Origin of the sequence: Ralstonia nicotianae (genome assembly GCF_018243235.1) — a bacterium.
Lineage (GTDB): Bacteria > Pseudomonadota > Gammaproteobacteria > Burkholderiales > Burkholderiaceae > Ralstonia > Ralstonia nicotianae.
The window spans coordinates 1418193-1441425 of the sequence record NZ_CP046675.1 but is presented as its reverse complement, the minus strand read 5'-3'; the positions used below and the strand labels follow the sequence as shown (position 1 = coordinate 1441425).

The following is a 23233-nucleotide window of genomic DNA, read 5'->3' as shown; positions in this document are numbered from 1 at the left end:
CGTCAGCCGGCGCGAAAGCGCTCCGGCTCGATGCCGTGCCGGTTCAGCTTGTCGTACAGCGTCTTGCGCGGCACCGCCAGCAGGTCGGCTGCGCGGGCGACGCTGCCTTCGGTGGCGCGCAGGGCCTCCTCGATGGTGGCGCGCTCGACCGCCATCATGCGGCCGGCCAGTGAGTGCTGGCTCGCTGCGGAGGCGACCAGGCCATCGTCCAGGCCCAGGCAGAAGCGTTCGGCCACGTTCTTCAATTCGCGCACATTGCCGGGCCAGTCGTGGTGCTGCCAGCGCATCATGTCCTGCGCGCTCCAGTCGGGCGCCGCGCGGTCGTAGCGCAACGCCGCCTGCTGCAGGAAATGCGCCATCAGCAGCGGAATGTCCTCGGCGCGCTGGCGCAGCGGCGGCAGCGCGATCGACACCACGTTCAGCCGGTAGTACAGGTCGGCGCGGAACGCGCCATGATCGGCCGCCGCCTTCAGGTCCACCTTGGCCGCCGCCACCACGCGGCAGTCGACCGGCACGCTGGCATTGCTGCCCAGCCGCTCGATGCTGCGCTCCTGCAGCGCGCGCAGCAGCTTGGCCTGCAGCGCCAGCGGCATCGATTCGATCTCGTCGAGGAACAGCGTGCCGCCGTCGGCATATTCCATCTTGCCGATGCGCCGGCGGTTGGCGCCGGTGAAGGCGCCCGCCTCGTGGCCGAACATCTCGCTCTCGAAGACGGACTCCGGCAGCGCCGCGCAATTGAGCGCGACGAACGGCCCGCGCCGCCGGCTGCCTTCGTGGATGGCGCGCGCGAGCACGTCCTTGCCCGCGCCGGTCTCGCCGGTGACCAGGATGTCGGCATCGGTCGGCGCCAGCGCCGCCACCAGGCGGCGCACGTCCTGCATGGTCTGGCTCTGGCCGACCAGCGCAAACGCCTGGCGGCCCTGCAGCGCCGCGCGCAGGCGCAGGTTCTCGGCGGTGAGCCTGCGCTTCTCCAGCGCGCGCCGCACCACATCGACCAGGCGCTCGGAGTGGAACGGCTTTTCGATGAAGTCGTACGCGCCGGCACGCATGGCCGTCACGGCCATCGACACATCGCCGTGACCGGTGACCAGGATGACCGGCAACTGGCGATCGTGCCGCAACATCTCGCGCAGCACGGCCAGGCCGTCGCGGCCGGGCAGCCGGACGTCGCTCACCACCACGGACGGCGTCTGCGCGGCCAGCGCGGCCAGCGCGCTCTCGGCATCGGCGAAGGGCCGCACCGGCAGGTCCGCCAGGGTGAGCGCTTGCTCGCAGCCCAGGCGCACCACGTCGTCGTCTTCGATCAGGAAGACCGGCGCAAGGTCGGCGGCGGACGACAGCTCGGAAGAGAAAGGGGTGTCAGGCATGCGGCTCCATGGCACGTTCCAGCTCGATGACGAACGCGGCACCGCCCGCACCGTCGTCGGCATTGCGGCCTTCCAGCCGCCCGCCGAAATCTTCAACGATCGCCAGCGAAATCGCCAGCCCGAGGCCGAGGCCCTGGCCGTCCGCCTTGGTGGTGAAAAACGGTTCGAACAGATGCGGCAACACCTCCGGCGCGATGCCCGGGCCGGCGTCGCGCACGGTGATGCGCACGAGCGCATCGTCCGCCTGCGCCGTGACCCGCACGCCGGCAGCCTCCGGCTGCGGCGCCTCGGCGGTGGCATCGATAGCGTTGCGGATCAGGTTGACCAGCACCTGCTCCAGCCGCACCGCGTTGGCCCACACCGCCACGCCGGGCGGCACCGGCCCGACCACCACCGGCACGCCCGCCTGGCGGCGGCGCGTCTCCACCAGCATCAGCGCCTGGCGGATCGCCTCCTCCACCGGCACGGCCGCGCGTGCCGCGTCGCCCTTGCGGGCGAACCCCTTGATGTGCGACACGATGCGGCCCATGCGATGCGCGAGCTGGCTGATGTGCGCGAGATTGCCGCGCACCTCGTCGACACGGCCACGCTCGGCAAGCTGGTTGGCGTTGTCGGACAGCGTGGTCAGCGCGGTCAGCGGCTGGTTCAGCTCATGCGTGATGCCGGCGGCCATCTGGCCCAGAACGGCCAGCTTGCCGGCCTGCACGGCGGCATCGCGCGTCTCGCGCAGGATGCGCTGCGCGGTGTCGAGCGCCTCCACCTTGGAGGCGAGCGCCGCATTGGCCGAGGTCAGCTCGGCGGTGCGCTGGGCAATGCGCGTCTCCAGGTCGCGCTGGACTTCTCGCAGCGCGGCGCGGGCACGGCGCTGCTCCTCGTGCCGCCGCGCCCGCAGCCGCAGCGCGACGCACACCGCAAAGGCCAGCGCCGTCGCAAACGCAGCGCTGGCGCCGGCCACCAGCGCGGTCCGCCGCTCGTCGCGCGGATCGATCAGCACGGCAACCTGCCAGCCGAGCAGGCCGACCGGCCGATATTGCACCCGCAGCGTTGACACCGAGCGGCCGGGCAACGCCACGCGCAGCGTCTGCGGCACCTGGTCCGCAGAAAAGGGTACGCTCCCGGCCCGCGGATCGAGCGGCGCCAGCGCGTGCGGCCCGTATTGCCGCGTCGCATCCAGCGCTGCGCGCTGCGCCGCGCCCAGCGTGCCGAGCGTGCGGTACTTCCACTCGGGCACCGACGACAGAAAGATCACGCCATGGCGATCGACCAGCAGCACGGTATCGCCGCTGCGCGCCAGCGTCGCCTCGAACGAATCCAGGTTGATCTTGACCGCCACCGCGCCGATGGGCTGGCCGCCCTCGCGCACGGGCGCGGCCAGGAAGTAGCCGGTCTCGCCGGTCGTGTTGCCCACGCCGTAGAAGCGGCCGAACCCCTCGCGCATGGCATCGACAAAGTACGGCCGGAATGCATAGTTCCGCCCGATGAACGACGAGGGCAGGTCCCAGTTGCTCGCGGCGAGAGTCTGGCCGGTGGCGTCCATCAGGTAGACGGCGGTCAGGTCGGCCGCGGCCTGGACTTCCTTCAAATAGGCGTCGGCGGCACGGCGCAGTGCGGCATCGCGCGCATGCGGCGCCGTCAGCGCGACATGCAGCACATGCTCCAGCGCGGCCAGCCGCGGCAGCGACTCGTAGCGCGCCAGCGTGCCGCGCAGGTTCTGGGCATAGAACGTGGTGCGCTGGCCGGCCTCTTCGGCGCGCGCGGCCACGTAGCGCTGCAGGGCGAGAGCATAGGCGCCCCATCCCGCCGCCGCGCAGCAGGCCGCCATCGCCAGCGCGACGGCCAGCCGCAGCCTGCGTCCGCGCGCGGCGTGTGCAGGATCGGCGTGGCCGTCAGCGCTCATCATGCCCCGCGCCGATCAATGCCCGATGCGCGAGTGCGCCCGCGTATCGCGCATGAACACATACACCAGCAGCGACAGGAAGATCGTGCCCGTCACATACCAGTAGAACCAGGGCTCGTGGCCGGCCTGCTTGAGCCACAGCGCGATGTACTCGGCCGTGCCGCCAAAGATCGACACCGTCAGCGCATACGGCAGGCCCACGCCCAGCGCGCGCACTTCCGTCGGGAACAACTCCGCCTTGACCACCGCGTTGATCGACGTGTAACCCGAGACGATCACCAGCGCCGCCATGATCAGGAAGAACGCCGTCCAAGGGCTCGAGGTCTGGCTGATGCCGGTCATGATGGGCACCGTGAACAGCGTGCCCAGGACGCCGAACGCGATCAGGATCGGACGCCGGCCCACACGGTCCGACAGGCCGCCCACCACCGGCTGCAGCAGGGCAAACAGCAGCAGCGTCGCGCCCGACACCAGCGTCGCCTGGTCCTTCGACAGACCCACCGTATTGGCCAGGAACTTCTGCATGTAGATCGAGTACGTGTAGAACGCGACCGTGCCGCCCAGCGTCAGCCCCACCACCGTGGCCACGGCGCGCGGGTGCTTGGCCAGCTCGCGCAGCGAGCCGCGCTTCTTCGTCTCCATCGTGGTCGACGTAAACGATTGTGTTTCCTCCATGGTCGAGCGCAGCCGCATCGCGATCAGTGCGCACAGCGCACCGATGAAGAACGGAATGCGCCAGCCCCACGCATCCAGCTGCGCGGGCGACAGCACGAACTGCTGCAGCGCGATCAGCAGCGCCAGCGCGACCAGTTGCCCGGCGATCAGCGTGACGTACTGGAAGCTCGAATAGAAGCCCCGGCTTTCCCGGGTGGCGACCTCGCTCAGATAGGTGGCCGAGGTGCCATACTCGCCGCCGACCGACAGCCCCTGCAGCAGACGCGCCAGCACCAGCAGCGTCGGCGCCGCGACGCCGATGGTGGCATAGCCCGGCGTGAGCGCAATGATCAGCGAGCCCAGGCACATCAGCACGACCGACACCAGCAGCGCGCGCTTGCGCCCGTAGCGGTCAGCGTAAATGCCCATCAGCCAGCCGCCCACCGGACGCGCCAGGAACCCGACCGCGAACACCGCCGCCGTATTGAGCAGTTGGGCGGTCTGGTCGCCCTTGGGGAAGAAGGATTTGGCGAAGTACAACGCAAACGCCGAATAGACGTACCAGTCGTACCACTCGACGAGGTTGCCGACCGACCCGGAGAAGATGGAGCGCAGACGCCTGCGGACGTCATGGGCGCCTTCGTGGACAGCGTCGTGCGCAGGAACGTGCGCACCCGCGACCGCGCTGGCCTGGGGCTGATGCATGGTGTCTCCTTGGAGCATTGGCGGCGCCTTGTCCACGGCCCTCGGCAGCCTGCCGAGGACCGGTCGCGCCGGATGATGGGTGGGCGCTCTTATTCAAGAAGCATTCCATGCACGGAACCGCCGCGCGGATCGCCCGCAAAGTCCCGTGGCATCGGGCTTTACACGGCAACGCAGCGCGGCGGCAAAACAGCGTGAAGTGTGCGGTTTTCCGGAATCGGCCGCGCGAGTTGTGCGAAAAACCGCACGGCCGGCCTGACCTGGCTCAGGCAGCCACCCCCTCCAGCGGCAACACTTTCTTGCTGACCGGGGTGACGGTACTCGCGGGTGCCTCCACGGCAGCGGGCAACTCATGCGGCAGGCCCATCCGCGCATACAGATACGCCTCGAAGTCGGCACCGACCTCCGGATGGCGCAGCGCCAGCTCGACAGTGGCCTGTAGATAGCCGAACTTGCTGCCGCAATCGAAACGCTGCCCGCGATAGCGGTACGCCAGGATCTGCTCCTCGGCCATCAGGCGCTGGATCGCATCCGTCAGCTGGATCTCGCCGCCCGTACCGGGCGCGAGATTGCGCAGATGATCGAAGATGCGCGGCGTCAGGATGTAGCGGCCAACCACGCCGAGATTGGATGGCGCCTGCTCCGGCGCCGGCTTTTCGACGATGCCATCCAGCTTGATCAGTCGATCGTCCCATTCGCGCCCCGCCACCACGCCGTAGGAACGCGACGCCTGCGGCGCGATGGTCTCCACCCCGACGATCGAACAGCGGTAGTGGTCATAGAGCTCCGTCATCTGCTGCATGACCGACGGCTCATGGTCCAGCAGATCGTCCGCCAGGATCACTGCGAACGGCTCGTCGCGTACCAATTTCTGCGCACACAGCACAGCGTGGCCCAGGCCCAGCGTCTCCGGCTGGCGCACGTAGAAACATTCGACGCCAGCCGGCTTGATGGACTGGACCATCTCGAGCAACGCGTGCTTGTTCTTCGCAGCCAGTTCGGACTCCAGTTCGTAGGCCTTGTCGAAATGGTCTTCGATCGCGCGCTTGGCGCGCCCCGTAATGAAGATCATCTCGGTAATGCCTGCTGCTGCGGCTTCCTCCACCGCATACTGGATCAGCGGCTTGTCCACGATGGGCAGCATTTCCTTCGGGCTGGCTTTCGTGGCGGGCAAGAAACGCGTGCCGAGCCCCGCCACGGGAAACACGGCCTTGGTGATCTTTTCGTTCATGACAACTCCATCGGCAAGATGTTGTGTCATGAGCAAGTCATATGCCCGCCGGCCCGATCCCGTGCAAAACAGGGCGGCACGGCCATCGGCAGGGCTGGAAAGCCTCGCGGGCACGTCGTTCCTACATGGTTTTTGCAAGTCCGCTACACGGACGTTCAGACTTTCAGCGCCGAAAGTCGAAAAAGCGTACCCATTTCTGCGAGCCACATCGCGACGCCCCGGCTAACGGCACGCCAGTCAGCGCCGGCGCACGTCTTTCACGATGACGGCTTCACCCACCCTCGCAACACCGGGGCCCCCCGCTCCGGCGCCCGCCGATAGGCTTCGATCTGCGTACGCAGTTGCGCCACTTCGGCCTCCAGTACGCGAATGCGTTGGCGCAATTGCTCGGCCTCGTTCTGCGTCTGCTGGCGGACGGCGTCGTTCTGCAGCCGCAGAAAGCGCTCGGTGCCCGCCAGCGCGTTGGCCGCGCCCTCCAGGCGCGAAACCGTCTCGAAGGTCTGCTCCAGGCGCTGCAGGGTTTCACCGGTCAGACTGGGCGCCGTGACCGGTCCGGAGACCAGCGCCTCGCCCAGCCGGCGCTCCAGATCGACCATGGCCGCCTGCAGTTGCCGGTTGCGCGCCACTTCATGTTCGAGCGCGCGTTCGGCAACGTCGGCACGGATGCGGGCCTCCATCCATTCCGCACCCGCCCCCGGCGAACCGATACCGATGGCACGGGAAGCGACCCGATCCAGCGTCGGACGGGCAGGCCGCTCGATATGCGTACCCGTTTCTGCGGGCGCCCAAGGAATCGGCCACGGCTCGACGGTCTCCGCCAGAACGTCCGAACCGCCCTCCCCCCGGCCGCGGGCGCGATCCACGGCCTTTTGCAGCGTGGTGTTGCTCGGTCTGCGGCCGACACCCGCATCCGCCAGCCAGTTCGCATAGCGGCGGGCGCCGTAGACACGCCGGGTGATCTGCCGGACGGCATCGATCACCTCATCCAGAAAGATCCCGTTGTCGTGCGGAAACGCAACATCGAGCTGATGGATGGCCTCAGCAATCTGTCGCAGCTGCTCCTTGGAGAACTGTTGGGAAGGGCGTGCCATTTTGGTTCGGATTGATGTTTTGATAGTGTACATCAAGGGTTAAAAACATCAATATTTGTCTTGTAGAGAACATTATTTAAATGGATTCGTGATATAGTTCGAGCGATCTCATCCCACGCTAGAGCCATGCGTTCATCACTTCAGACCCTGGTGGTGACCGCAGAAAGCCGCTGGTAGAACGCACTTCTGCCGCCAACCACTTCGCCTTCGCAGAAATGGGTACGCCTTCCGAGGGAAACGCCCGGGCCGCCGAAGTTGGGATAAAAAAAAGCGCCTTTCGAGGCGCTTTTTGTGGAGAGAAGACTGGCGGCTGGCTATAGCAGCGCCACGTCCAGGCCAAAACGGCTTTTCAGCGCTTCCACCAGGGATTCGCGTGCCGCCCGGTCGTCCAGCTTGACATCCAACATGACGCGGCCGGAATCCCATTCCTTGATGGTTCCCAGCAGATCGCCGCGATCATTGCGAATCTTGTACTGGCGGCTGACTTCCTTGACCTTGCGGGTACGGCCTTCCTGCGCCACCTTGCGGATCTGCTCGACATCACGGCTGGACAACCCCTCCTCCAGCACCCGATGAACCAGGTCGCGGGTCTTGTCTTCGCCAGCACTCTTGAAATACAGCGTCAACTCGTAGCCCGTCGCAATACCGATCCCGGTCGGACGCTCCTTCATCACCTCGAGCACACTCTCCGGCAACTTCAACAACGCCAGTGTCTTGTTGACCGTCCCAGCCGAAACACCGGTGATCTCGCAAATATCTTCTTCTTTTTTTACTTTTCCATCATCAAGAAGCTGGCGCCAAGCGATCGCATTGTCGAGTGCGGACTGCCCCGAGCGCTGCTCGTTCAGCACAAACGACAAGCGGTAGAAATCGATGTCGGACAGGCCATCCTCGATGAAGCACTCCATCTCGGCCTTGCCCGCAGCGGCGAGGGCGCGCTTACGGTAGTGACCGTCGATAAGCACATACCAGCCGGGCTTGGCGGGATCCGGTGCGGCCAAGCCGGGGGTCTGCTGGCCGTGGGTCGCGATCGAAGCGGCACGCTCCTGAACGATCTGCTGATCATAGATCCGTCGGGCATTCAGCGGATTCTCCTGGAGCCGTTCGAGCGGAATCTTGACGACCCGCCGCTCCGAGCTGGTCTCGGCCTGACTTTCAGCGCTGAAAGCCGGACGGGCAGGCTGCCCGAGCAGCCCCCGGGGATGCGAGGTGATAGCTTGCTCAGCCAATGCGAAGCGGTCAACTGGTGCGGCCTTCGTCTTTTCTGCGGCGATCCCGGCCAGCATTCCGTCCTTGAGCGATTTCAGCTTCGCGCTCATGCCTGCCCCTCCCGCAACAACTGCAATACTTCATTGACCATGATGTCGACCTCGTTGATCGCCTCACGAGCGCCCGGCACACCATGCACAGTCGCGCCAATGGCTTGGCATTCCCGGAAAGCGGAGCGCGACCCAATCATGGATTCCATCAATGGAATGTCACCATCATCACCAAGAATTTCGATCGCCTGCTTAGCCAGTGACACGCGACGCTGAACCATGTTGGCCAGCACACGTACACGCAACGTTTCGTTGGTCACCTGCGCCTGCTGCGCCAACGCCTTGGCCGCCACCGCCGCCCACAGATCCGGCGGCGAGGGCACGACTGGAATGATGGCGATGTCTGAAATCAACAACGCACTCGAAGAAGCCGGCGAATGAACGGCCGGAGGGCAGTCGACAACGATGTAGTCGTAGTCCGCGATAAATTTCCGCACTTCCCGATGCATCGCCCCACCTGATGGCGCCAGGCCGATGACCGAAGCCGGAAAAGGCTTCTCTTCGGGTGCCTGAGCCGCCCAACGGGTGGCCGTCCCCTGTTCATCCATGTCGACGAGCAGGGTCTTACTGCCCCGGACACCCAGGGTTCCAGCGATATGCATGCTGACCGTCGTCTTGCCGCATCCGCCCTTCTGATTGAATACCGTCACGATCTTGGCGCTCACTGGTCCTCCACTTTCAGCGCTGAAAGTCTCTGGCGGCCATCTTAGGGAAGTTAGCAAGAAAACACAAGCTCGGTAAATTATGAATTATTTGAAATATGTTTGTGATTTCAAGCTGACTTACGTGACGTCTACAGCTGTTTATTTCAAAAAGAAAATGAAGAAAAGTTATCTCTGCCGCACTGTGAGTTAAATGATTCGACTAGGTGTTTACTCGGAAAGTGCGGAAAAGCCACGTCTTCTAAAAAAACCGCCCATCGACACTGGGGAACAAACTGGTTATGATGCTTAGACAGTCGTCTCAGACTTTGTCAACGCGGGATTCGGAACAGCCGGAGTTCTCCGTCGCGATGTCCGGATCGGCTGCATGAGTTGAGTTGTTTTTTAGTTTTCTAAAGGAATTTTGCATGGCCACGGGTACTGTCAAATGGTTTAACGAAACCAAAGGCTTCGGCTTCATCACTCCGGACGGCGGTGGCGCGGATCTGTTCGCACACTTCTCGGAAATTCAGGGCTCCGGCTTTAAGACCCTGAAGGACGGCCAGAAGGTGTCCTTCGAAGTGAAGCAAGGCCCGAAGGGCCTGCAAGCCTCGGGTATCAAGCCGGAATAAGCGTTTCTGGCAATCGCCTGAAACGAGAAAAAGGGGAGCTTCGGCTCCCCTTTTCTTTTGGGTCAGACTCACCCGACCTGGTCCCGAGTGCGCCGGCTTTCAACATGAAAGCTGCCTGCAAAGGCTTACGCGGCAAGGGTTTCTCAGCTACGTCCCAATGGCGGTTGCGCTGAGCCTCTCCCCTAGGTAAAGGTGGACGCGCTCCCGAAGCGGGTTGGGGCCGACAGCACACTCCTAGAGCAACGCCAGAAGCGCTCTATATCGTTGGTCTGGCCAAGGCTGACCAGCGGATCTTTCTCTTTGCGCACCACCACATGAGCCCAGCGTTCACCTTGCGGCCGCAGGAGGCTCAGGCTGGCCAAGCGTTGCTGTCGTGCTACGAGCCTTCGTCGGCATGTTGGATGCCTTGGCCGCGGTTGGTTGTCTGATCGTAGCTAACGATGGGGGTGGCCCTCGCTTGGCCACCGAGTCTGATGACACCAGAAAGCATCACCACACTGGCTGCTCACCTTGGTTGCCCCGCCCCGCACATGCCAATCGGCCGGATTTGGGCGGCGACGACTCGAGCAACCGTTCCTGCCAGACGATGCAAGCCCGGGACAGCTGATAGCGATGTTCATGCGGCTTCGCGTGCAGTGAGGTCCTGAAGTATTGCAGGTGAAGTGGTGCGTTCAACATACAGGACACTCCAGCAAACAGCATCCCCCACTGTCGCTCTGCTAAAGCGCTTGCCGCAGAAACAGCCATCCAACTGGCTATCGGACAACTGGCAGGACTTGTTGGAAAAGCATGCGGATGACATTCCATTATCGGACCAGCGTTACTCCGGTCCAATTTTGCAGAGGTATCCGTTTCTTTTGCCCTGCTTGCCGCCGTCAGGCGAGCTTGCGCACACTCGTGCGTGACGGCTGCAGGATCAGCGCCTTGGAAGAGTCGGCATCGACCTTTGCGTCCGGATACACCACCAGCACGTCCTTCAACGCCTTACGGAAGAGCGCCCGGAATTTGCGTTCGCTTTCCGTCTCGGTGCCGAACTGCATCTGCAGGGCTTCCCAGGGGATCTCGGTCCGCTTCTGGATCGTGAAGAAGCGATAGGTCAGCCACGAATACACGTCGAGCGCAAACGGCGACTGCTTAAGCGCTTTCAGCGCGCGCATGTCGACAGGCACCGGACGGTTCACCAGCTCGTTGAAAAACGGTTCGGAAAGCACGACGAAGCTCTCGAACATTGACCCTTGGCCCGGCTGCATCGGATCCCACCAGGTCGACAACTGATCGGCCAGGAGATAGCCGATCCGATCGATCGACAACGGTTCTTGGTTCTGGTTGTTGGGAGCGGACTTGTTCTGGACGATCGCGATGGTCGCCGAGAACAGGCGGATCATCTGCTGGCGGACGAGCGTCATCGTGCCGCGCTTGCCGCCCGTGGCCATCGGAATGCCCAGGTTGTACATGAACTCGGACAGCGAATTGCCTAGCGAAATGCGACGGTCTTCGACGGTGCCCTGAAATTCACCGCGCTTCTTCTTCGCCATGATTTCCTTGCCGATCCAGGCCAGCATCAGCCGGGGATAGGAGCCATACGGATAGCCGAAGGAAACGGTCTCGGACACGATGCGCTGCCGTCCATTGCTGGCGCGCTCCGATCGTTGCTGGGTGAAGTAGCCCGGCTGGATCATCAGGGAGATGTTGCCGCTCGAGCGTGTCCACACGGGCGGCGACCCTTTCGGCGCGCGGTAGGGGAGGGTGACTTGCACGCTGGCGCGACTGAGGAAACCGACCTCGCCGCTCTGCCAGGCATCTTCCCGTTCCATGGCCTGCGCTTCGTCGAAGAGGCGCTGGAATTTTTCCGGTGTGGCAATGACCTGGCCCCCCGAGGGCACGATGATGCGGCCGGGCAAGTCGCTGTCGGGCTTCCCGGTGGGAGTCAGTCGTTTGGTAACCATGATGCGTGAGCGATTGTTCAGAGACTTTTTACTAAAACGTCTCCGGCTTGTCACGCAGAATTGGGTACGTTCGCTCTTTTTTGCTCGTCGTGGCGGGAAGTGCGGCGGTGGGCAACCCTCGGGGTTGTCCACGGACGCGCTTTCCTCACTACAAGTAATACATACCTTTACGTTTACTACAGGTAAACCGTATACAAAGCCCGCAAAGCCTTGTCGCCACTGACTTTGTGGTACGAAACCGTACTCGTTTCTGCGAGCATGCGAACCAGATTCTGCGGAACTTTGTACTCAATTCTGCGCGAAACCGTACCCGGTTCTGCGCAAGCCCCGTACCGGAATCTGCGGGGACAACGTTGGGTTGTCCACAGAGTTATCCACAGTTTGAGCGTCGCAACAGGGGGGCGCCCGTGTTTTTTTGCCATCGGCGTACCCATTTCTGCGTGCGTAAGCGCAATTGGAGCCGTTCAGGCCTCGGTTACCGCGCTGACCGTACCCGTTTCTGCGGAAGCGGGCGGGGCGCCGTGTGCACAAAGCGTACCCAAATCTGCGTCGTACTGACAGACGGCCCGATCTGCGCCCCCATCAATATGGGAATAGCTCGAAAGCAAGCGCATGCTTCAGCTATTCGGGGGAAATTTGGGCCGTACCCGATTCTGCGGGCCTGTTGTGGAGGTTGTTTGCGCGACCGCGGGGGCAGGGGTCCAGCCGTATCGCAACTTTCATCGCTGAAAGCGCCCGAGTGCGGAGACGGTGTGATGTGCCGAGGGGCCGCCGGGCCTCGTGCCGTACCCGTTTCTGCGGGAAAAAAGGCTTGTTTCCCAAAGGCTTGGCGTATGGACACTTGCATCCGGCGTACCCATTTCTGCGAAGGTGGGGGCGTTGACACTGGAGAAACCGTACCCGTTTCTGCGGAGTCGGCTGCATGTCGAAGCGTACCCATTTCTGCGTGCTGCGCCGCAGAAATGGGTACGCTTTGCTGCTTGCCGCTTTTCCGGGGTCGCAGAAACGGGTACGCGGCGGGTATCGCCGCCAGGAAGGGGGCGGGTAGATTCGCGAGCGACCGTCGCCGATTGTATGCATCCGTACCCGTTTCTGCGGACGCGGTCGCAGAAATGGGTACGCTAACGGGCGGCGAATGCGCGCCATCATTCGCATTCGCAGAAATGGGTACGCTTTTCCCGCTGGCCCGCCCGGCTGGTCGTCCCGGCCGGCGCGCGCCGCCGGGCGTGCGTGGAACATGGGTTTCGGGCATCATGCGCAGCCCTGGGGTGGGCCGGCTCGCTGCCGGGCACCATGTTTTCCATGATTTGTAATGGCCAGGACCACGTTCCGGCAGGACGGGAGTCACTTGGCCGTGACGAGGCCCGCGGTCGGCTACGGCATCGTTGGACATTCCAGTGCACGGATTCGGAGCCGATGCCGTTCCATCACCAGAGGAGACAACCTGCATGAGCTGGCTTGCTCGCTTCTTCAAGCTCGAGGAACACCAGACCGACGTCCGCACCGAAGTGGTGGCCGGGCTGACGACATTCCTGACCATGGCGTACATCGTCTTCGTCAACCCGAACATCCTGGCCGACGCCGGGGTGCCGCACGATGCCGTGTTCGTCGCCACCTGTGTCGCCGCGGCGATCGGCACCGCCATCATGGGGCTGTACGCCAACTACCCGATCGCGATGGCGCCGGGCATGGGGCTGAATGCGTATTTCGCCTATTCGGTCGTCAAGGGCATGGGGTTCACCTGGCAGGCGGCGCTGGGGGCGGTGTTCGTGTCGGGCTGCCTGTTCATGCTGGTGAGCCTGTTCCGCATCCGCGAGATGATCATCAACGGGATTCCGCATTCGATCCGCATTGCGATCACGGCCGGTATCGGGCTGTTTCTCGGCATCGTGTCGCTGCGGGGAGCGGGGCTGGTCGTCGGCAACCCGGCGACGCTGGTGGCGCTGGGCGACGTGCACCAGCCGTCGGTGATCCTGGCGGTGATCGGCTTTTTCCTGATCGTCACGCTGGACCACTTGCGCGTGAAGGGCGCAATCCTGATCGGCATTCTGGCGGTGACGGTGGCGAGCTTCTTTGTTGCCGGCAATACGTTCCATGGAGTCGTGTCGATGCCGCCCCCGATCGCTCCGACGCTGCTGCAGCTCGATATCCAGGGGGCGCTGTCGGTCGGCATCCTGAATGTGGTGCTGGTGTTTTTCCTGGTGGAGCTGTTCGACGCGACGGGGACGCTGATAGGCGTGGCCAATCGCGCGGGCCTGCTCAAGGCCGGCCGGATGGATCGCCTGAACAAGGCGCTGCTGGCCGACAGCACCGCCATCGTGGCCGGCTCGATGCTGGGCACGTCGTCGACCACGGCGTATATCGAGAGCGCCGCGGGCGTGCAGGCGGGCGGGCGCACGGGGCTGACCGCGCTGACGGTGGCGGTGCTGTTCCTGGCCTGCCTGTTCATCGCGCCGCTGGCGGGCGTGGTGCCGGCCTATGCGACGGCGCCGGCCTTGCTGTATGTGTCCTGCCTGATGCTGCGCGAACTGGTCGAGCTGGACTGGGCCGATACGACCGAATCGGTGCCGGCCGTGCTGACCGCGCTGATGATGCCGTTCACCTATTCCATTGCCAACGGCGTGGCGTTCGGCTTCGTCACCTACTCGGGCCTCAAGCTGTTCGGCGGGCGTTGGCGCGAGGTGCCGGCGGTCGTCTGGATCATCTCGCTGATCTTCCTGTTCCGCTTCTTCTACCTGCAAGCTGGGCATTGAGCCCGTGCCGGCCGAATGGAACGCGGGCCTTCGGGTCCGCGTTTTTGTTTTCGGACTGACGTGAGCGTACCCATTTCTGCGGGATCAATAAATGCTGGAGCGTACCCGTTTCTGCGTATGAATAGGGCGTCGCCAAAATCGGGGCGTACCCGTTTCTGCGTGGTTTTCCGGGAGTGATGGCCGGGTGTCCTGATGCAATGGTAAGCGCGTGGTTTTACCCGGCCGCAGTGAGCCGGGTGCCTGGAGCGTACCCATTTCTGCGTGCCCAGGGCACGACGATTCAAGTGCGCGGAACGGCGAGCTGGCGGGCAGCGTCGAGGATGCTGGAGGTCAGGTCGGCTTTCCTGGCGCGCACCGCGGCGCTCGGCAGGGCGGCCAGGCCGAGTGCGTGCGCGATGTCGCGCGCGGCTTCGCCGGAGGCCAGGCGTTCGCGCAGGTGGGCGCCGCGCAGGCCCCGCAGGGAGGCATGGGCGAGGCGCTCGGCGGCGTCCGCGTGGCCGAGCGCGCGGGCGTGCTCGGCGGCCTCGGCGAGCATGGCCTTGATGATCTGCAGCAGCTGGGAGCGCGAACCGATGCCCCTGCGCTCGCCGAAATCGCGGCGCAGGGCGGGGGAATCGATGATGGTGCCGTCGGCGCGTCGCGGCGAACGCTTGCGCACCGACAGCAGCAGCGGCGTGGCCTCGCCCGGCAGCGGCAGCGGCGACAGGCCGAATGCGGTGCGATAGGCGCGCAGCGTCGCCATCAGGGCATCGCACGGCAGCCAGCGCTGGGCGCGTCCGGCACCGACACCGAGCAGCCAGACCGATGGCGGCAACGCCGGATCCGCTGCGCGACGGGCCTCGGGGACGGCATGCAAGGCCACGTCGCCCATGCGTGCGCCGACCAGCTCGGCCACGCGCAGGCCGGCGTGCGCGAGCAGTTCGGCCAGGAAGCCATCGCGTGCCTGCCGCAGCCGGGCCTCGCGGCCCAGCGCGACGCGCGTGCGCACGGCGTCGACCAGCAGCGCCATGTCGGGCGCGCACAGCGCGGTGGCGGGATCGGGTGGCGGCGGGGCGGGCGGCAGCGTCGCCGGGGCCGCATCGGGCAGGGCGATGACGATGCCGTCGTCATCCAGGAACGGGTTGGCGCGCAGATGGCCGCTGCGCTGCAGCCAGCCGCAGAGGTTCGCGGCGATCACGCTGCATTGCCGGAGCGAGCGCGCGGACAGCGGGCCACGCAGCGGTGTCCACCCGGCTTCATCACGCGCGTGTCCGCGTGCGCTGATCGCCCACGCGGGCGGATCCTGCAGGAAGCGCAGGTAGGCGTGGGCGTCTTCGCGCTGCCAGCGGGCGATCGGCTTGCCGACGGCGCGCGCATACCAGCACACGCGCTCGGCTTCCATGCGGTATTGCGACAGCGTGGACGGACCCACCGCGCGTGCGCCGCCCGCCCGTGCATCGAGCCATGCCTGCACGCGCTCGCGATCCCGGGCGTGCGCCAGGAGATCGGCCTCGGTGGCGGCATGGACGGCCGACGACGCGCCTGCCGCGGGGTGCGGGCCTGGCGCGATCGCGTCGGGGGCGGGGTGCGTGGATGGCATCGCGCAAGTATAGCGAGCCGGGCATGGGGCTCCGGCGTCGGACCGTGCGCCGCGATGGCCGGGCCGGCCGGGCACGCGACCTGCTCAATGCACGGGTGTCGCGGCATGCCGGCACGCATGGGCCGAGTGCCCGGTGCGGTTGGATCGGTGCGGCATCCGTGAGCCGCATCGCCGGCAAACGCGTCGACCCGAACGGCGCGTCACTGCCGGGTGGATGCACGCACGGCTGGTGCCTGGGACGCTTTTCTGTGGGGACGCGGCTGAAGCGGCGCGTGCGTGGCGCAGGCAGCAGGCGCATCGCCGCGACGCGCACGATGACTGCGCGCGTCGGGCAGCGGCTTGCGCGCAGCGGACACGGGTATGAAACCTGCTGAGCGAGGTTGGGCTGGCCGGCCTGGCATGAAGGCGGACGGACCGCAGGCCATGATGGCTGTGCGAACATCCTGGGTCCGGGCTCGACCGGTCCGATCACTCTGGGGGCGCGATGAAGGAACCTGTAGTCAGCCATTTCGTGCCGGAGCGCGGCATCACGAGTGCGCCCGGCCGGTCGTACGGCACCGAGCCGCTCGACGTGTTCTGGGTGGATGACCTGCTCGACGGGACACGCCTGCACGTGAGCGCCGCCGCGCGCCAGCGGTGGGGCATGGCGCCCGAGACCCTCTGCGGCCCGCGCGAACACTGGCTTGCCCACGTGCATTCCGGCGACCATGCCGCGTTGCGGGCGGCATGGCAGGGGCTCGCGCAGGGCCGCGATTTCGCGCTGGAATATCGCTGGATCGGTACCGACGGCGCCGAGCATCGCGTGCGCGAGTGCGGCTACCGCCTGCCGGCGCAGGGCGGGGCAGCGACGCACGCCGTGGGCGTGGTCGAAGACATGACGCAGCGCCTGCGGACGCTGGCCGAGCTGACCGAATCCGAATTCCAGCTGCAATGGCTGGCGGAGAGCATCCCGTTCCCGATCGTGCAGCTGGGCCCCGACCATTGCATCCGCTTCGCCAACCATGCCTACGCGCAGCGGTTCGGTCTGCCGGCGGCCGACGTGCTGGGCCGGCACGTGCGCGAGCTGATGGGCCACGAGGCCTACCAGCGCGTGCTGGCGCATCTGATGAAAGGCTTTGCCGGCCAGCGCGTCGACTTCGAGATGGAGCTCGAATATCCGTACGTGGGGCCGGGGCGCCGTTTCATCCACGCCGCCTATACGCCGCAGCGCGGGCCGGACGGCAAGGTGGTCGCCCTGGTCTGCATCATCGAAGACATCACCGAACGCAAGGAAGCCGAACGCGAGCGCTTCCGGCACCAGCGCGAATTCGTCACGCTGGTGGAGAATGCGCCGGACATCATTGCGCGCCTCGACCCCGCGCTGCGCTGCGTGTACATCAACCGTGCGGTGACGGAGGCGTTCGGTGTGCCGTCGGATGAGCTGATCGGGCAGGCGCTGTCGGACTCGGGGCTGCCGGCCTGCATTACGGGGCCGCTGGAGGCGGCGGCCCAGTGCGCGTTCGACACGGGCGGCGAACAGGCGCTGACGCTGCATCTGGAGGCGGATGCAGCGCGCCCGCATGTCGCGCACTACAACGCGCGCGTGATTCCCGAGGCCGATCGCCATGGCGAGATGGAGTCGGCGCTGCTGATCATCTACGACGTGAGCGAGCGCACCGAGGCAGAGCGCGAGCGCAATGCGCTGCTGCTGCGCGAGCAGGCCGCCCGCGCGCAGGCCGAGGCCGCGGCGCATGCGCGTGATCAGTTCCTGGCGGTGGTGTCGCACGAGCTGCGCTCGCCGCTGAACGGCATCCAGAGCTGGGCGTATGTGCTGGAGAACCAGCTGGCCGAGGGGCCGCAGCCGGTCCAGCGCGCGCTCGCGGGCATCCGCACCGGCGTGGCGCAGCAGGTGCGGCTGATCGAAGACCTGCTCGATGCCACCCGCGTGATGAGCGGCAAGCTGCGGCTCACGCGCCAGCCGTTCCCGTTGCGCACGGCGCTGGAGCGCGCGCTCGACAGCGTCCGCGCGCAGGCGGCCGAGCGGCGGATCACACTGCACGAGGCGTGGTCGCTCGGCACGGAGGAGATCGACGGCGACGCCGACCGCATCCAGCAGATCGTGTGGAACCTGCTGTCCAACGCCATCAAGTTCACGCAGGAAGGCGGCGACGTCTGGCTGGCCGCGGACGTGTCGGGCGAAGTGGCGCGCATCGTCGTGCGGGACAACGGACGCGGCATCGCGCCGGCGTTCGTGCCGCACCTGTTCGATCCGTTCCGGCAGGCCGACGGCTCGCACACGCGGCGCACCGGCGGCCTCGGGCTCGGGCTGGCCCTGGTCAAGCGCCTGACCGAGCTGCATGGCGGGCTGGTCCACGCGCAGAGCGATGGCGAGCAGCACGGCGCGATATTCACCGTGTATCTGCCGCTGCATGAAGGTGCCGAGCTGACGGCGGCGCTCGCCGAGGACGTGGTGCGGCCGGGGCCGCTGCCGTCGCTGGGCGGCCTGCGCGTGCTGCTGATCGACGACCAGCAGGATGCCCGCGAGGCGCTGGCGACGCTGCTGGGGCAGGTCCACGCCGAGGTCGGCAGCGCGGGCTCGGGCGACGAGGCGATCGCCCAACTGGAGGCCTGGGGCGGCCTGCGCAGGCCGCATGCGGTGGTCTGCGACATTGCGTTGCCGGATGAGGATGGCTACGCCATCCTGCAGCGGATCCGCGGATGGGAGCGCCGGCATCTGCCGGCCGGCGTGGCGCAGGTGCCCGCCATTGCGCTGACCGCTTTTGCCCAGCCCCACGATCGCGCTCGTGCGCTGGCAAGCGGGTTCCAGGAGCATCTTTCGAAGCCGGTGTCGCCGCGCGACCTGGTGCGGGCGCTGCGGACCCTGGCGCGCCGCTAGCGCGTCGCGTTGTCTCGCGGGCGCGGTGGTATGGGGTATGGGCCGTGCCGGCGGGCAATCGTTACATGGGCCATGTAACCCTTACGTGACGACGCACGGCGATCCGCTCAGGCGGGTTGTTGCACGATCGGCCGAAGCCGTGGCGGGGCAAGCCGCTTGCGCGTGCGGCCTCGACGATACGCAGGTGCGGTGCCGTGGCACGGCGGTTGCAGTGAGCACAGCATCACCAGTCCGCCAGCAGGAGGGGCGTATGCACCAGCCTCTACGCAGCGGGGTCCGCAGTCCGCTCACGCGCGATGACACGCCCACACAGGGTGCTGCGTATCCGCCAGTCTCCGGCACCAGGCCCGCCGCCGCACCCGCGTCCACCGCGCGCGAACGCGTGGAGGCGGCGCTCGGTGAGCCCGAGCACGAGGTCCAATCGTTCGTCCATGGCGCGTGCCTGCCGCACGAGCGCGATCAGTACGTCGCCGAGCAGGGATCCGGCCCGCGCGACACCATCGAACAGGCCGCGCGCGATATCGAAAGCGGCCTGCTCGACACCGATCTGCACGACACGCAGGGACTGGAGTGCGTGGTGCGCGAGCGCCATGCCGCCGGCCATTGCGATCCCGATCGCGAACTCGCCAACCGCACTGCCGACGCGATCGAGCGCAACCGGCAGATGCCGGGCGCTCCGTCGGGCGGCACCGGCGAGCGCAGGCGCTGAAGCCGCGTGCCGCGCGGATCGCCCGCGTGGCCGAGACCCGGCTGGCAATGCGCCCGGCGGATGGGTTTGGCTGGACTGCCGATCGGCATCGTGCGCAATCGCGCGATGTGCTGGCTGCGTTCGTGTCCGTCCTGCGCAGGGTCCGGCTGTGCGGGCGTGGGCGGTGCGCGGAGTGCTTCGCCATCGCCACGGCGTCGTATCGCGCGCGCGGTGCCTCACCTGCATGACCCCGGCGATGCGCGGGAGGGCGATCGGCGGCCTGTCGGCGTGATGTTGATGGTGTCTATGTCTGAATTAATAAAAAATCACAACGCAATTGTGAGCGCATTGTGTAGCGCGACCCGTATCCTCGCCCGTTTTTTTCAATCACAAGAACGCTTTTCGGGGGAAGTATGCAGGGTCAATTGCGCGCGGTTGCGCTTGGGTGTGTGGTGGTCGGTCTGCTGGCAGCCTGCGGCGGCGGTGACGATTCGGGTTCCGGTTCGGTTGCCGCCAGCAGCAGCGGGGTTGCGTCTCCGGCCGACAGCGCATCGCTGGGGTCGGATTGTTTCGTCGTGCCGGGCACGGGCAAGACGGCCACCGCGACGGCATCGTTCGTGGCGCCCGTCGAAGTCGACGTCGCCACCGTGACCGGCCTGGGTGCCCAGACCTTCGAGGGCCAGTCCTATACGGCGCTGGACGTGCGCAACCGCATCGACCAGGTGCTCAACAGCGACCAGCACCACACGCTCTACATGCTGCCGAACGCGCCCTACCTGCCGGCCGGCGCCATCACGTTCCCGTCGGCGGGCGATACGGGCCCGCAGCAGCGCTACGCCTACACCTACGCGGCGATGACGCTGGAGCAGCTGCGCTCGGCCGTCGTGGGCGGCAAGGCGACGTTCTCTCCGCTGGTGGTGCCGACGCTGCAACCGGTGGTGCCGACCGTCGCGGACTTCAAGCTCAATACGCCTGTCACGCTGACGATGTTCGAGAAGCGCGCGGGCGGCACCAACCCCATGGGCGCGTCGTTTGCCTCCAACTCCGTCAAGGAACTGACGCTGACCTACGCCGGCCGCGAAAGCGTGACTGTGGGCAGCGCGACCTACGGCCAGGCCTGCCGGATGAACGTGTCGGTTCGGCGCACGACTCCGAACTTCAACGTGGTGCCGTTCTCGATCGAGAACGTGGGCAAGGTAACGCTGTGGTTCGCGCCGAATGTGGGCCTGGTCAAATTCTCGATGGACGGCCTGGACACCGCCATCGTCCCGGCAGCGAACTGACGGCGCCAGGCCACGGCGCTCGCCGCGCCTTCAGTACGAGGGCTCTGGCTGGGGCATGTCCGGCTTGCCCATCAGCGCTTCGGCAAACGCCTGCGCGAACCCGTTCTTGGTGACGGGCAGGCGTGTTTCCAGGCAGGCGGCCAGCAGGTCCTGCCAATGGCGGATGACGTCGGGATGGGCCGCATCGGTCGGATGCAGGCCGAGCCGCAGCAGCGGCGCGTGCGCACGGTGGTGGGCCAGCCAGCGCACGTAGTAGCGCGACGCCAGGCGGCGCGGCCCGGTCTGCACGCTGTAGGTCAGGCACGGCGCGAGCATCGACCGGCTCGGATGCAGCAGGTAGAAGTGCCGCAGCGTGGTGGTATAGCGCAGCGGCAGCCCGTCAAGCGCCTGCCAGGTGGCCGCGCTCATCAGCCAGGCCGGGGCGACGAAGCCGTGCAGCGGCCAGCCGTTGGCGGCGAACCAGGCGGCGCCCGTTTCCAGCCGCCGGCGCGCGGCGCCCAGCGGCATCACCGAGAATTCGCCCTCGCCGGCAGTGTAGTGCGTGCGGATCAGCTGGTCGACGAAGCCGCCGGGCGGCTGTTCGTCCAGGTGGGCATAGCCGTGCAGCACCAGCTCATCGCCCTGCTCCAGGCGCTCGGCCAGCACGCGGCAGAAGCGCGCGCTGCTGCGCGCGGTCGGGCCACGGTGGAAGTTCGGAATGACCAGCAGCGATTTCGGCACCGGACACACTTCGTCCAGCGCCGACAGCAGCACGCTGCACGCCGGCCAATTGGCGGGCGTGACGTCGTGCATGGCGATCACCAGGTAGCGCGACATCTTCGTTACCGGGCAGGGGTGGCGCGCGGTGGTGGCACGCCGCCGCCCCGCGCCGCCCGGAGCAGGGTGACATCGGCCAGATGGCGCGGCACGGCGGATGCGCGGTCGGTCGGCTGGCGGCGCACGGGCTGTCCCGGGGCTCAGACCTGCCGCCGGAGTTCGGCGGGTGCGATGCGCATCAGGCCGCGATACTTGGCCACCGTGCGGCGCGCGACGATCACGCCCTGCTCGGCCAGCATCTTGGCCAGCGACACATCGGACAGCGGTGCCTGCGCGTCTTCGGCCTCGATCATCTCCTTGAGCAGGGCCCGCACGGACGCCGCCGAACAGGCGCCGCCCGTGTCGGTGGCGAGCTGGCGCGAGAAGAAGTACTTGAACTCGAAGATGCCGCGCGGCGTCGCCATGAACTTGTTGCCGGTGGCGCGCGAGATGGTCGATTCATGCAGGCCCAGCTCTTCGGCCACGTCGCGCAGCACCAGCGGCCGCATCGCGACCTCGCCGTATTCGAGGAAGTGCTTCTGGTGCGCGACGATGGCCTCGGCCACGCGCTGGATGGTGGCGAAGCGCTGCTGCGCGTTGCGGATCAGCCAGCGCGCTTCCTGTAGCTGGTGCGCGAGCGGCGTGCGGTGATGGCCGCGCGTCTGCGCGAAGAGTTCGGCGTAGACCTTGTTGATGCGCGCGCACGGCGCCACCGCCGGGTTGGTCACGGCCACCCACTTGCCCTTGATCTTGGCGACGATCACGTCGGGCACGACATAGCCCGCGTGCGCCTGCGAGAAGCGCAGCCCCGGGCGCGGGTCCAGCGTGCGGATCAGCGCGCAGGCTTCGCGCAGCTCGTCTTCGTCGCAGCCGACCGCGCGGCGGATGTGGGTCAGGTCGCGCTTGGCCAGGCGCGGCAGATGGCTGCGCACGATGTCCTGCGCGATCTCCTGCACACGCTCCTCGGCTTCCGTATCGGCCGGACGCGCCTCGATCTGCAGGCGCAGGCATTCGGACAGATCGCGCGCGGCCACGCCCGGCGGGTCCAGGCTCTGCACCAGCGCCAGCGCGATCTGCATTTCCTTCTCGGTGGGCGCGGGCTCGACCGGCGCCAGCGGCATCAGCTCGAAGAGCGTCTGGCGCAGGTAGCCGTCGTCGTCCAGCGCTTCGATCACTGTCAGGGCGAGCAGGCTGTCGCGCTCGGAGAGCCGGTAGCTGAGCAGCTCCTGGCGCAGGTGCTCGCGCAGGGTGGGCGTGGCGTGCACCCATTCGCCGATGTCGCTGTCTTCGCCGTCGCCGTGATGGGCCGGGCCGTAGCTGGTGTAGCTGCCGAAGTCGGCGGGAAACTCGTCGGAGGCGGCGATGGCGGGGTCGGTCTCGATGGCGCTGGTGGTGGTCTCGAGGGGCGCCTCGTCCGGCGGCGAGTGGTCGGCGGTGGCGCCGTCGGCTTCGGTGCCGGGCATGGCTTCACCGGGCCGGGCCGCTTCCGGCGGTGCGCCCGTGTTGTCGTCGACTTCTTCCAGGAACGGGTTGCTGGCAAGCGCTTCCTGCATTTCCTGTGCAAATTCGGTCGCCGACAGCTGCAGCAATTTCACGGACTGCTGCAGCCGGGGCGTCAGCGCGAGATGCTGCTTCGCACGCATTTCGAGAGCGGCTTTGACCATTCGCCTTGCCTCCTTTTTGTTGGGCGGGGCCAGCGATGCCGGCCGGCATGATCCTTTCTCGATGCAAAGGCTGTGCCAAGCAGACGGATGCATGCGCCACGAGCCTTCGTGGGCGA

Annotated in this window: 16 protein-coding genes; 5 read left to right on the top strand and 11 right to left on the bottom strand. The window is 66.5% G+C overall.

Going from position 1 to position 23233, the window contains the following annotated elements; genetic code table 11:
- Positions 1 to 2: 2 nt before the first annotated feature.
- From GO999_RS22310 to GO999_RS22280, 7 genes are all read right to left on the bottom strand, one after another.
- Positions 3 to 1367, bottom strand: coding sequence for a sigma-54-dependent transcriptional regulator (locus tag GO999_RS22310; RefSeq protein WP_016726499.1), 1365 nt, complete (start codon positions 1365 to 1367; stop codon positions 3 to 5).
- Entirely contained in the window at positions 1360 to 3267 is a 1908-nt protein-coding gene (locus tag GO999_RS22305) for a sensor histidine kinase (RefSeq protein ID WP_211906882.1), read from the bottom strand. The genes GO999_RS22310 and GO999_RS22305 overlap by 8 nt, the downstream gene beginning before the upstream one ends.
- A gap of 12 nt (positions 3268 to 3279) precedes the next feature.
- On the bottom strand, positions 3280 to 4623 hold the full coding sequence (locus GO999_RS22300; RefSeq protein WP_011003328.1) for an MFS transporter: 1344 nt from the start codon (positions 4621 to 4623) through the stop codon (positions 3280 to 3282).
- A 262-nt stretch (positions 4624 to 4885) separates the two neighbouring features.
- Positions 4886 to 5851: a UTP--glucose-1-phosphate uridylyltransferase GalU gene (galU, locus tag GO999_RS22295; protein WP_080705231.1), complete on the bottom strand. Its 966-nt coding sequence runs from the start codon at positions 5849 to 5851 to the stop codon at positions 4886 to 4888.
- Between the two features lie 257 nt (positions 5852 to 6108).
- The gene (locus tag GO999_RS22290) at positions 6109 to 6942 is read right to left on the bottom strand and encodes a DNA-binding protein (protein ID WP_043897976.1); all 834 of its coding nucleotides are present in this window, start codon (positions 6940 to 6942) and stop codon (positions 6109 to 6111) included.
- Positions 6943 to 7256: 314 nt separating this feature from the next.
- The gene (locus tag GO999_RS22285; RefSeq protein WP_011003325.1) at positions 7257 to 8261 is read right to left on the bottom strand and encodes a ParB/RepB/Spo0J family partition protein; all 1005 of its coding nucleotides are present in this window, start codon (positions 8259 to 8261) and stop codon (positions 7257 to 7259) included.
- Positions 8258 to 8926 (bottom strand): AAA family ATPase, encoded by a 669-nt coding sequence (locus tag GO999_RS22280; RefSeq protein ID WP_011003324.1) that lies wholly within the window; start codon positions 8924 to 8926, stop codon positions 8258 to 8260. Before GO999_RS22280 ends, GO999_RS22285 begins: the two co-directional genes overlap by 4 nt.
- Positions 8927 to 9330: 404 nt before the next feature.
- On the opposite strand from GO999_RS22280, the gene GO999_RS22275 reads away from it, so the two are divergent.
- Entirely contained in the window at positions 9331 to 9534 is a 204-nt protein-coding gene (locus tag GO999_RS22275) for a cold-shock protein (protein ID WP_011003323.1), read from the top strand.
- Positions 9535 to 10409: 875 nt separating this feature from the next.
- On the opposite strand, the gene GO999_RS22270 is transcribed toward GO999_RS22275, so the two are convergent.
- A complete protein-coding gene (locus GO999_RS22270; protein ID WP_038938013.1) occupies positions 10410 to 11480 on the bottom strand; it encodes a replication protein RepA in 1071 nt (356 codons plus the stop codon).
- Positions 11481 to 12928: 1448 nt separating this feature from the next.
- On the opposite strand from GO999_RS22270, the gene GO999_RS22265 reads away from it, so the two are divergent.
- Entirely contained in the window at positions 12929 to 14233 is a 1305-nt protein-coding gene (locus GO999_RS22265) for an NCS2 family permease (RefSeq protein ID WP_211906881.1), read from the top strand.
- A gap of 280 nt (positions 14234 to 14513) precedes the next feature.
- Here the strand turns inward: GO999_RS22265 and GO999_RS22260 are convergent, their stop codons facing one another.
- Positions 14514 to 15812, bottom strand: a complete 1299-nt coding sequence (locus tag GO999_RS22260; RefSeq protein ID WP_172833521.1) for an integrase — start codon at positions 15810 to 15812, stop codon at positions 14514 to 14516.
- A 484-nt stretch (positions 15813 to 16296) separates the two neighbouring features.
- On the opposite strand from GO999_RS22260, the gene GO999_RS22255 reads away from it, so the two are divergent.
- The 3 genes from GO999_RS22255 to GO999_RS22245 all read left to right on the top strand — a co-directional run bounded on the left by GO999_RS22255 (position 16297) and on the right by GO999_RS22245 (position 20658).
- A complete protein-coding gene (locus tag GO999_RS22255; protein WP_211906880.1) occupies positions 16297 to 18687 on the top strand; it encodes a hybrid sensor histidine kinase/response regulator in 2391 nt (796 codons plus the stop codon).
- 250 nt (positions 18688 to 18937) lie between these two features.
- The gene (locus GO999_RS22250; protein ID WP_020425359.1) at positions 18938 to 19396 is read left to right on the top strand and encodes a hypothetical protein; all 459 of its coding nucleotides are present in this window, start codon (positions 18938 to 18940) and stop codon (positions 19394 to 19396) included.
- Between the two features lie 392 nt (positions 19397 to 19788).
- A complete protein-coding gene (locus tag GO999_RS22245) occupies positions 19789 to 20658 on the top strand; it encodes a hypothetical protein (RefSeq protein ID WP_058907739.1) in 870 nt (289 codons plus the stop codon).
- A gap of 30 nt (positions 20659 to 20688) precedes the next feature.
- On the opposite strand, the gene GO999_RS22240 is transcribed toward GO999_RS22245, so the two are convergent.
- Positions 20689 to 21474 carry a DUF2334 domain-containing protein gene (locus GO999_RS22240; RefSeq protein ID WP_058907740.1) on the bottom strand — a complete coding sequence of 262 codons (786 nt, stop codon included), beginning with the start codon at positions 21472 to 21474 and terminating at the stop codon, positions 20689 to 20691.
- Positions 21475 to 21614: 140 nt separating this feature from the next.
- Positions 21615 to 23117, bottom strand: coding sequence for an RNA polymerase factor sigma-54 (locus tag GO999_RS22235; RefSeq protein ID WP_016722279.1), 1503 nt, complete (start codon positions 23115 to 23117; stop codon positions 21615 to 21617).
- Between the last annotated feature and the right edge of the window lie 116 nt (positions 23118 to 23233).

Excerpts from the sequence above, each read along its gene's own strand:
- GO999_RS22310 (WP_016726499.1), bottom strand. The coding sequence starts at position 1,367 with ATGCCTGACACCCCTTTCTCTTCCGAGCTGTCGTCCGCCGCCGACCTT.
- GO999_RS22305 (WP_211906882.1), bottom strand. The coding sequence starts at position 3,267 with ATGATGAGCGCTGACGGCCACGCCGATCCTGCACACGCCGCGCGCGGA.
- GO999_RS22300 (WP_011003328.1), bottom strand. The coding sequence starts at position 4,623 with ATGCATCAGCCCCAGGCCAGCGCGGTCGCGGGTGCGCACGTTCCTGCG.
- galU (WP_080705231.1), bottom strand. The coding sequence starts at position 5,851 with ATGAACGAAAAGATCACCAAGGCCGTGTTTCCCGTGGCGGGGCTCGGC.
- GO999_RS22290 (WP_043897976.1), bottom strand. The coding sequence starts at position 6,942 with ATGGCACGCCCTTCCCAACAGTTCTCCAAGGAGCAGCTGCGACAGATT.
- GO999_RS22285 (WP_011003325.1), bottom strand. The coding sequence starts at position 8,261 with ATGAGCGCGAAGCTGAAATCGCTCAAGGACGGAATGCTGGCCGGGATC.
- GO999_RS22275 (WP_011003323.1), top strand. The coding sequence starts at position 9,331 with ATGGCCACGGGTACTGTCAAATGGTTTAACGAAACCAAAGGCTTCGGC.
- GO999_RS22270 (WP_038938013.1), bottom strand. The coding sequence starts at position 11,480 with ATGGTTACCAAACGACTGACTCCCACCGGGAAGCCCGACAGCGACTTG.
- GO999_RS22265 (WP_211906881.1), top strand. The coding sequence starts at position 12,929 with ATGAGCTGGCTTGCTCGCTTCTTCAAGCTCGAGGAACACCAGACCGAC.
- GO999_RS22260 (WP_172833521.1), bottom strand. The coding sequence starts at position 15,812 with ATGCCATCCACGCACCCCGCCCCCGACGCGATCGCGCCAGGCCCGCAC.
- GO999_RS22255 (WP_211906880.1), top strand. The coding sequence starts at position 16,297 with ATGAAGGAACCTGTAGTCAGCCATTTCGTGCCGGAGCGCGGCATCACG.
- GO999_RS22250 (WP_020425359.1), top strand. The coding sequence starts at position 18,938 with ATGCACCAGCCTCTACGCAGCGGGGTCCGCAGTCCGCTCACGCGCGAT.
- GO999_RS22245 (WP_058907739.1), top strand. The coding sequence starts at position 19,789 with ATGCAGGGTCAATTGCGCGCGGTTGCGCTTGGGTGTGTGGTGGTCGGT.
- GO999_RS22240 (WP_058907740.1), bottom strand. The coding sequence starts at position 21,474 with ATGTCGCGCTACCTGGTGATCGCCATGCACGACGTCACGCCCGCCAAT.
- GO999_RS22235 (WP_016722279.1), bottom strand. The coding sequence starts at position 23,117 with ATGGTCAAAGCCGCTCTCGAAATGCGTGCGAAGCAGCATCTCGCGCTG.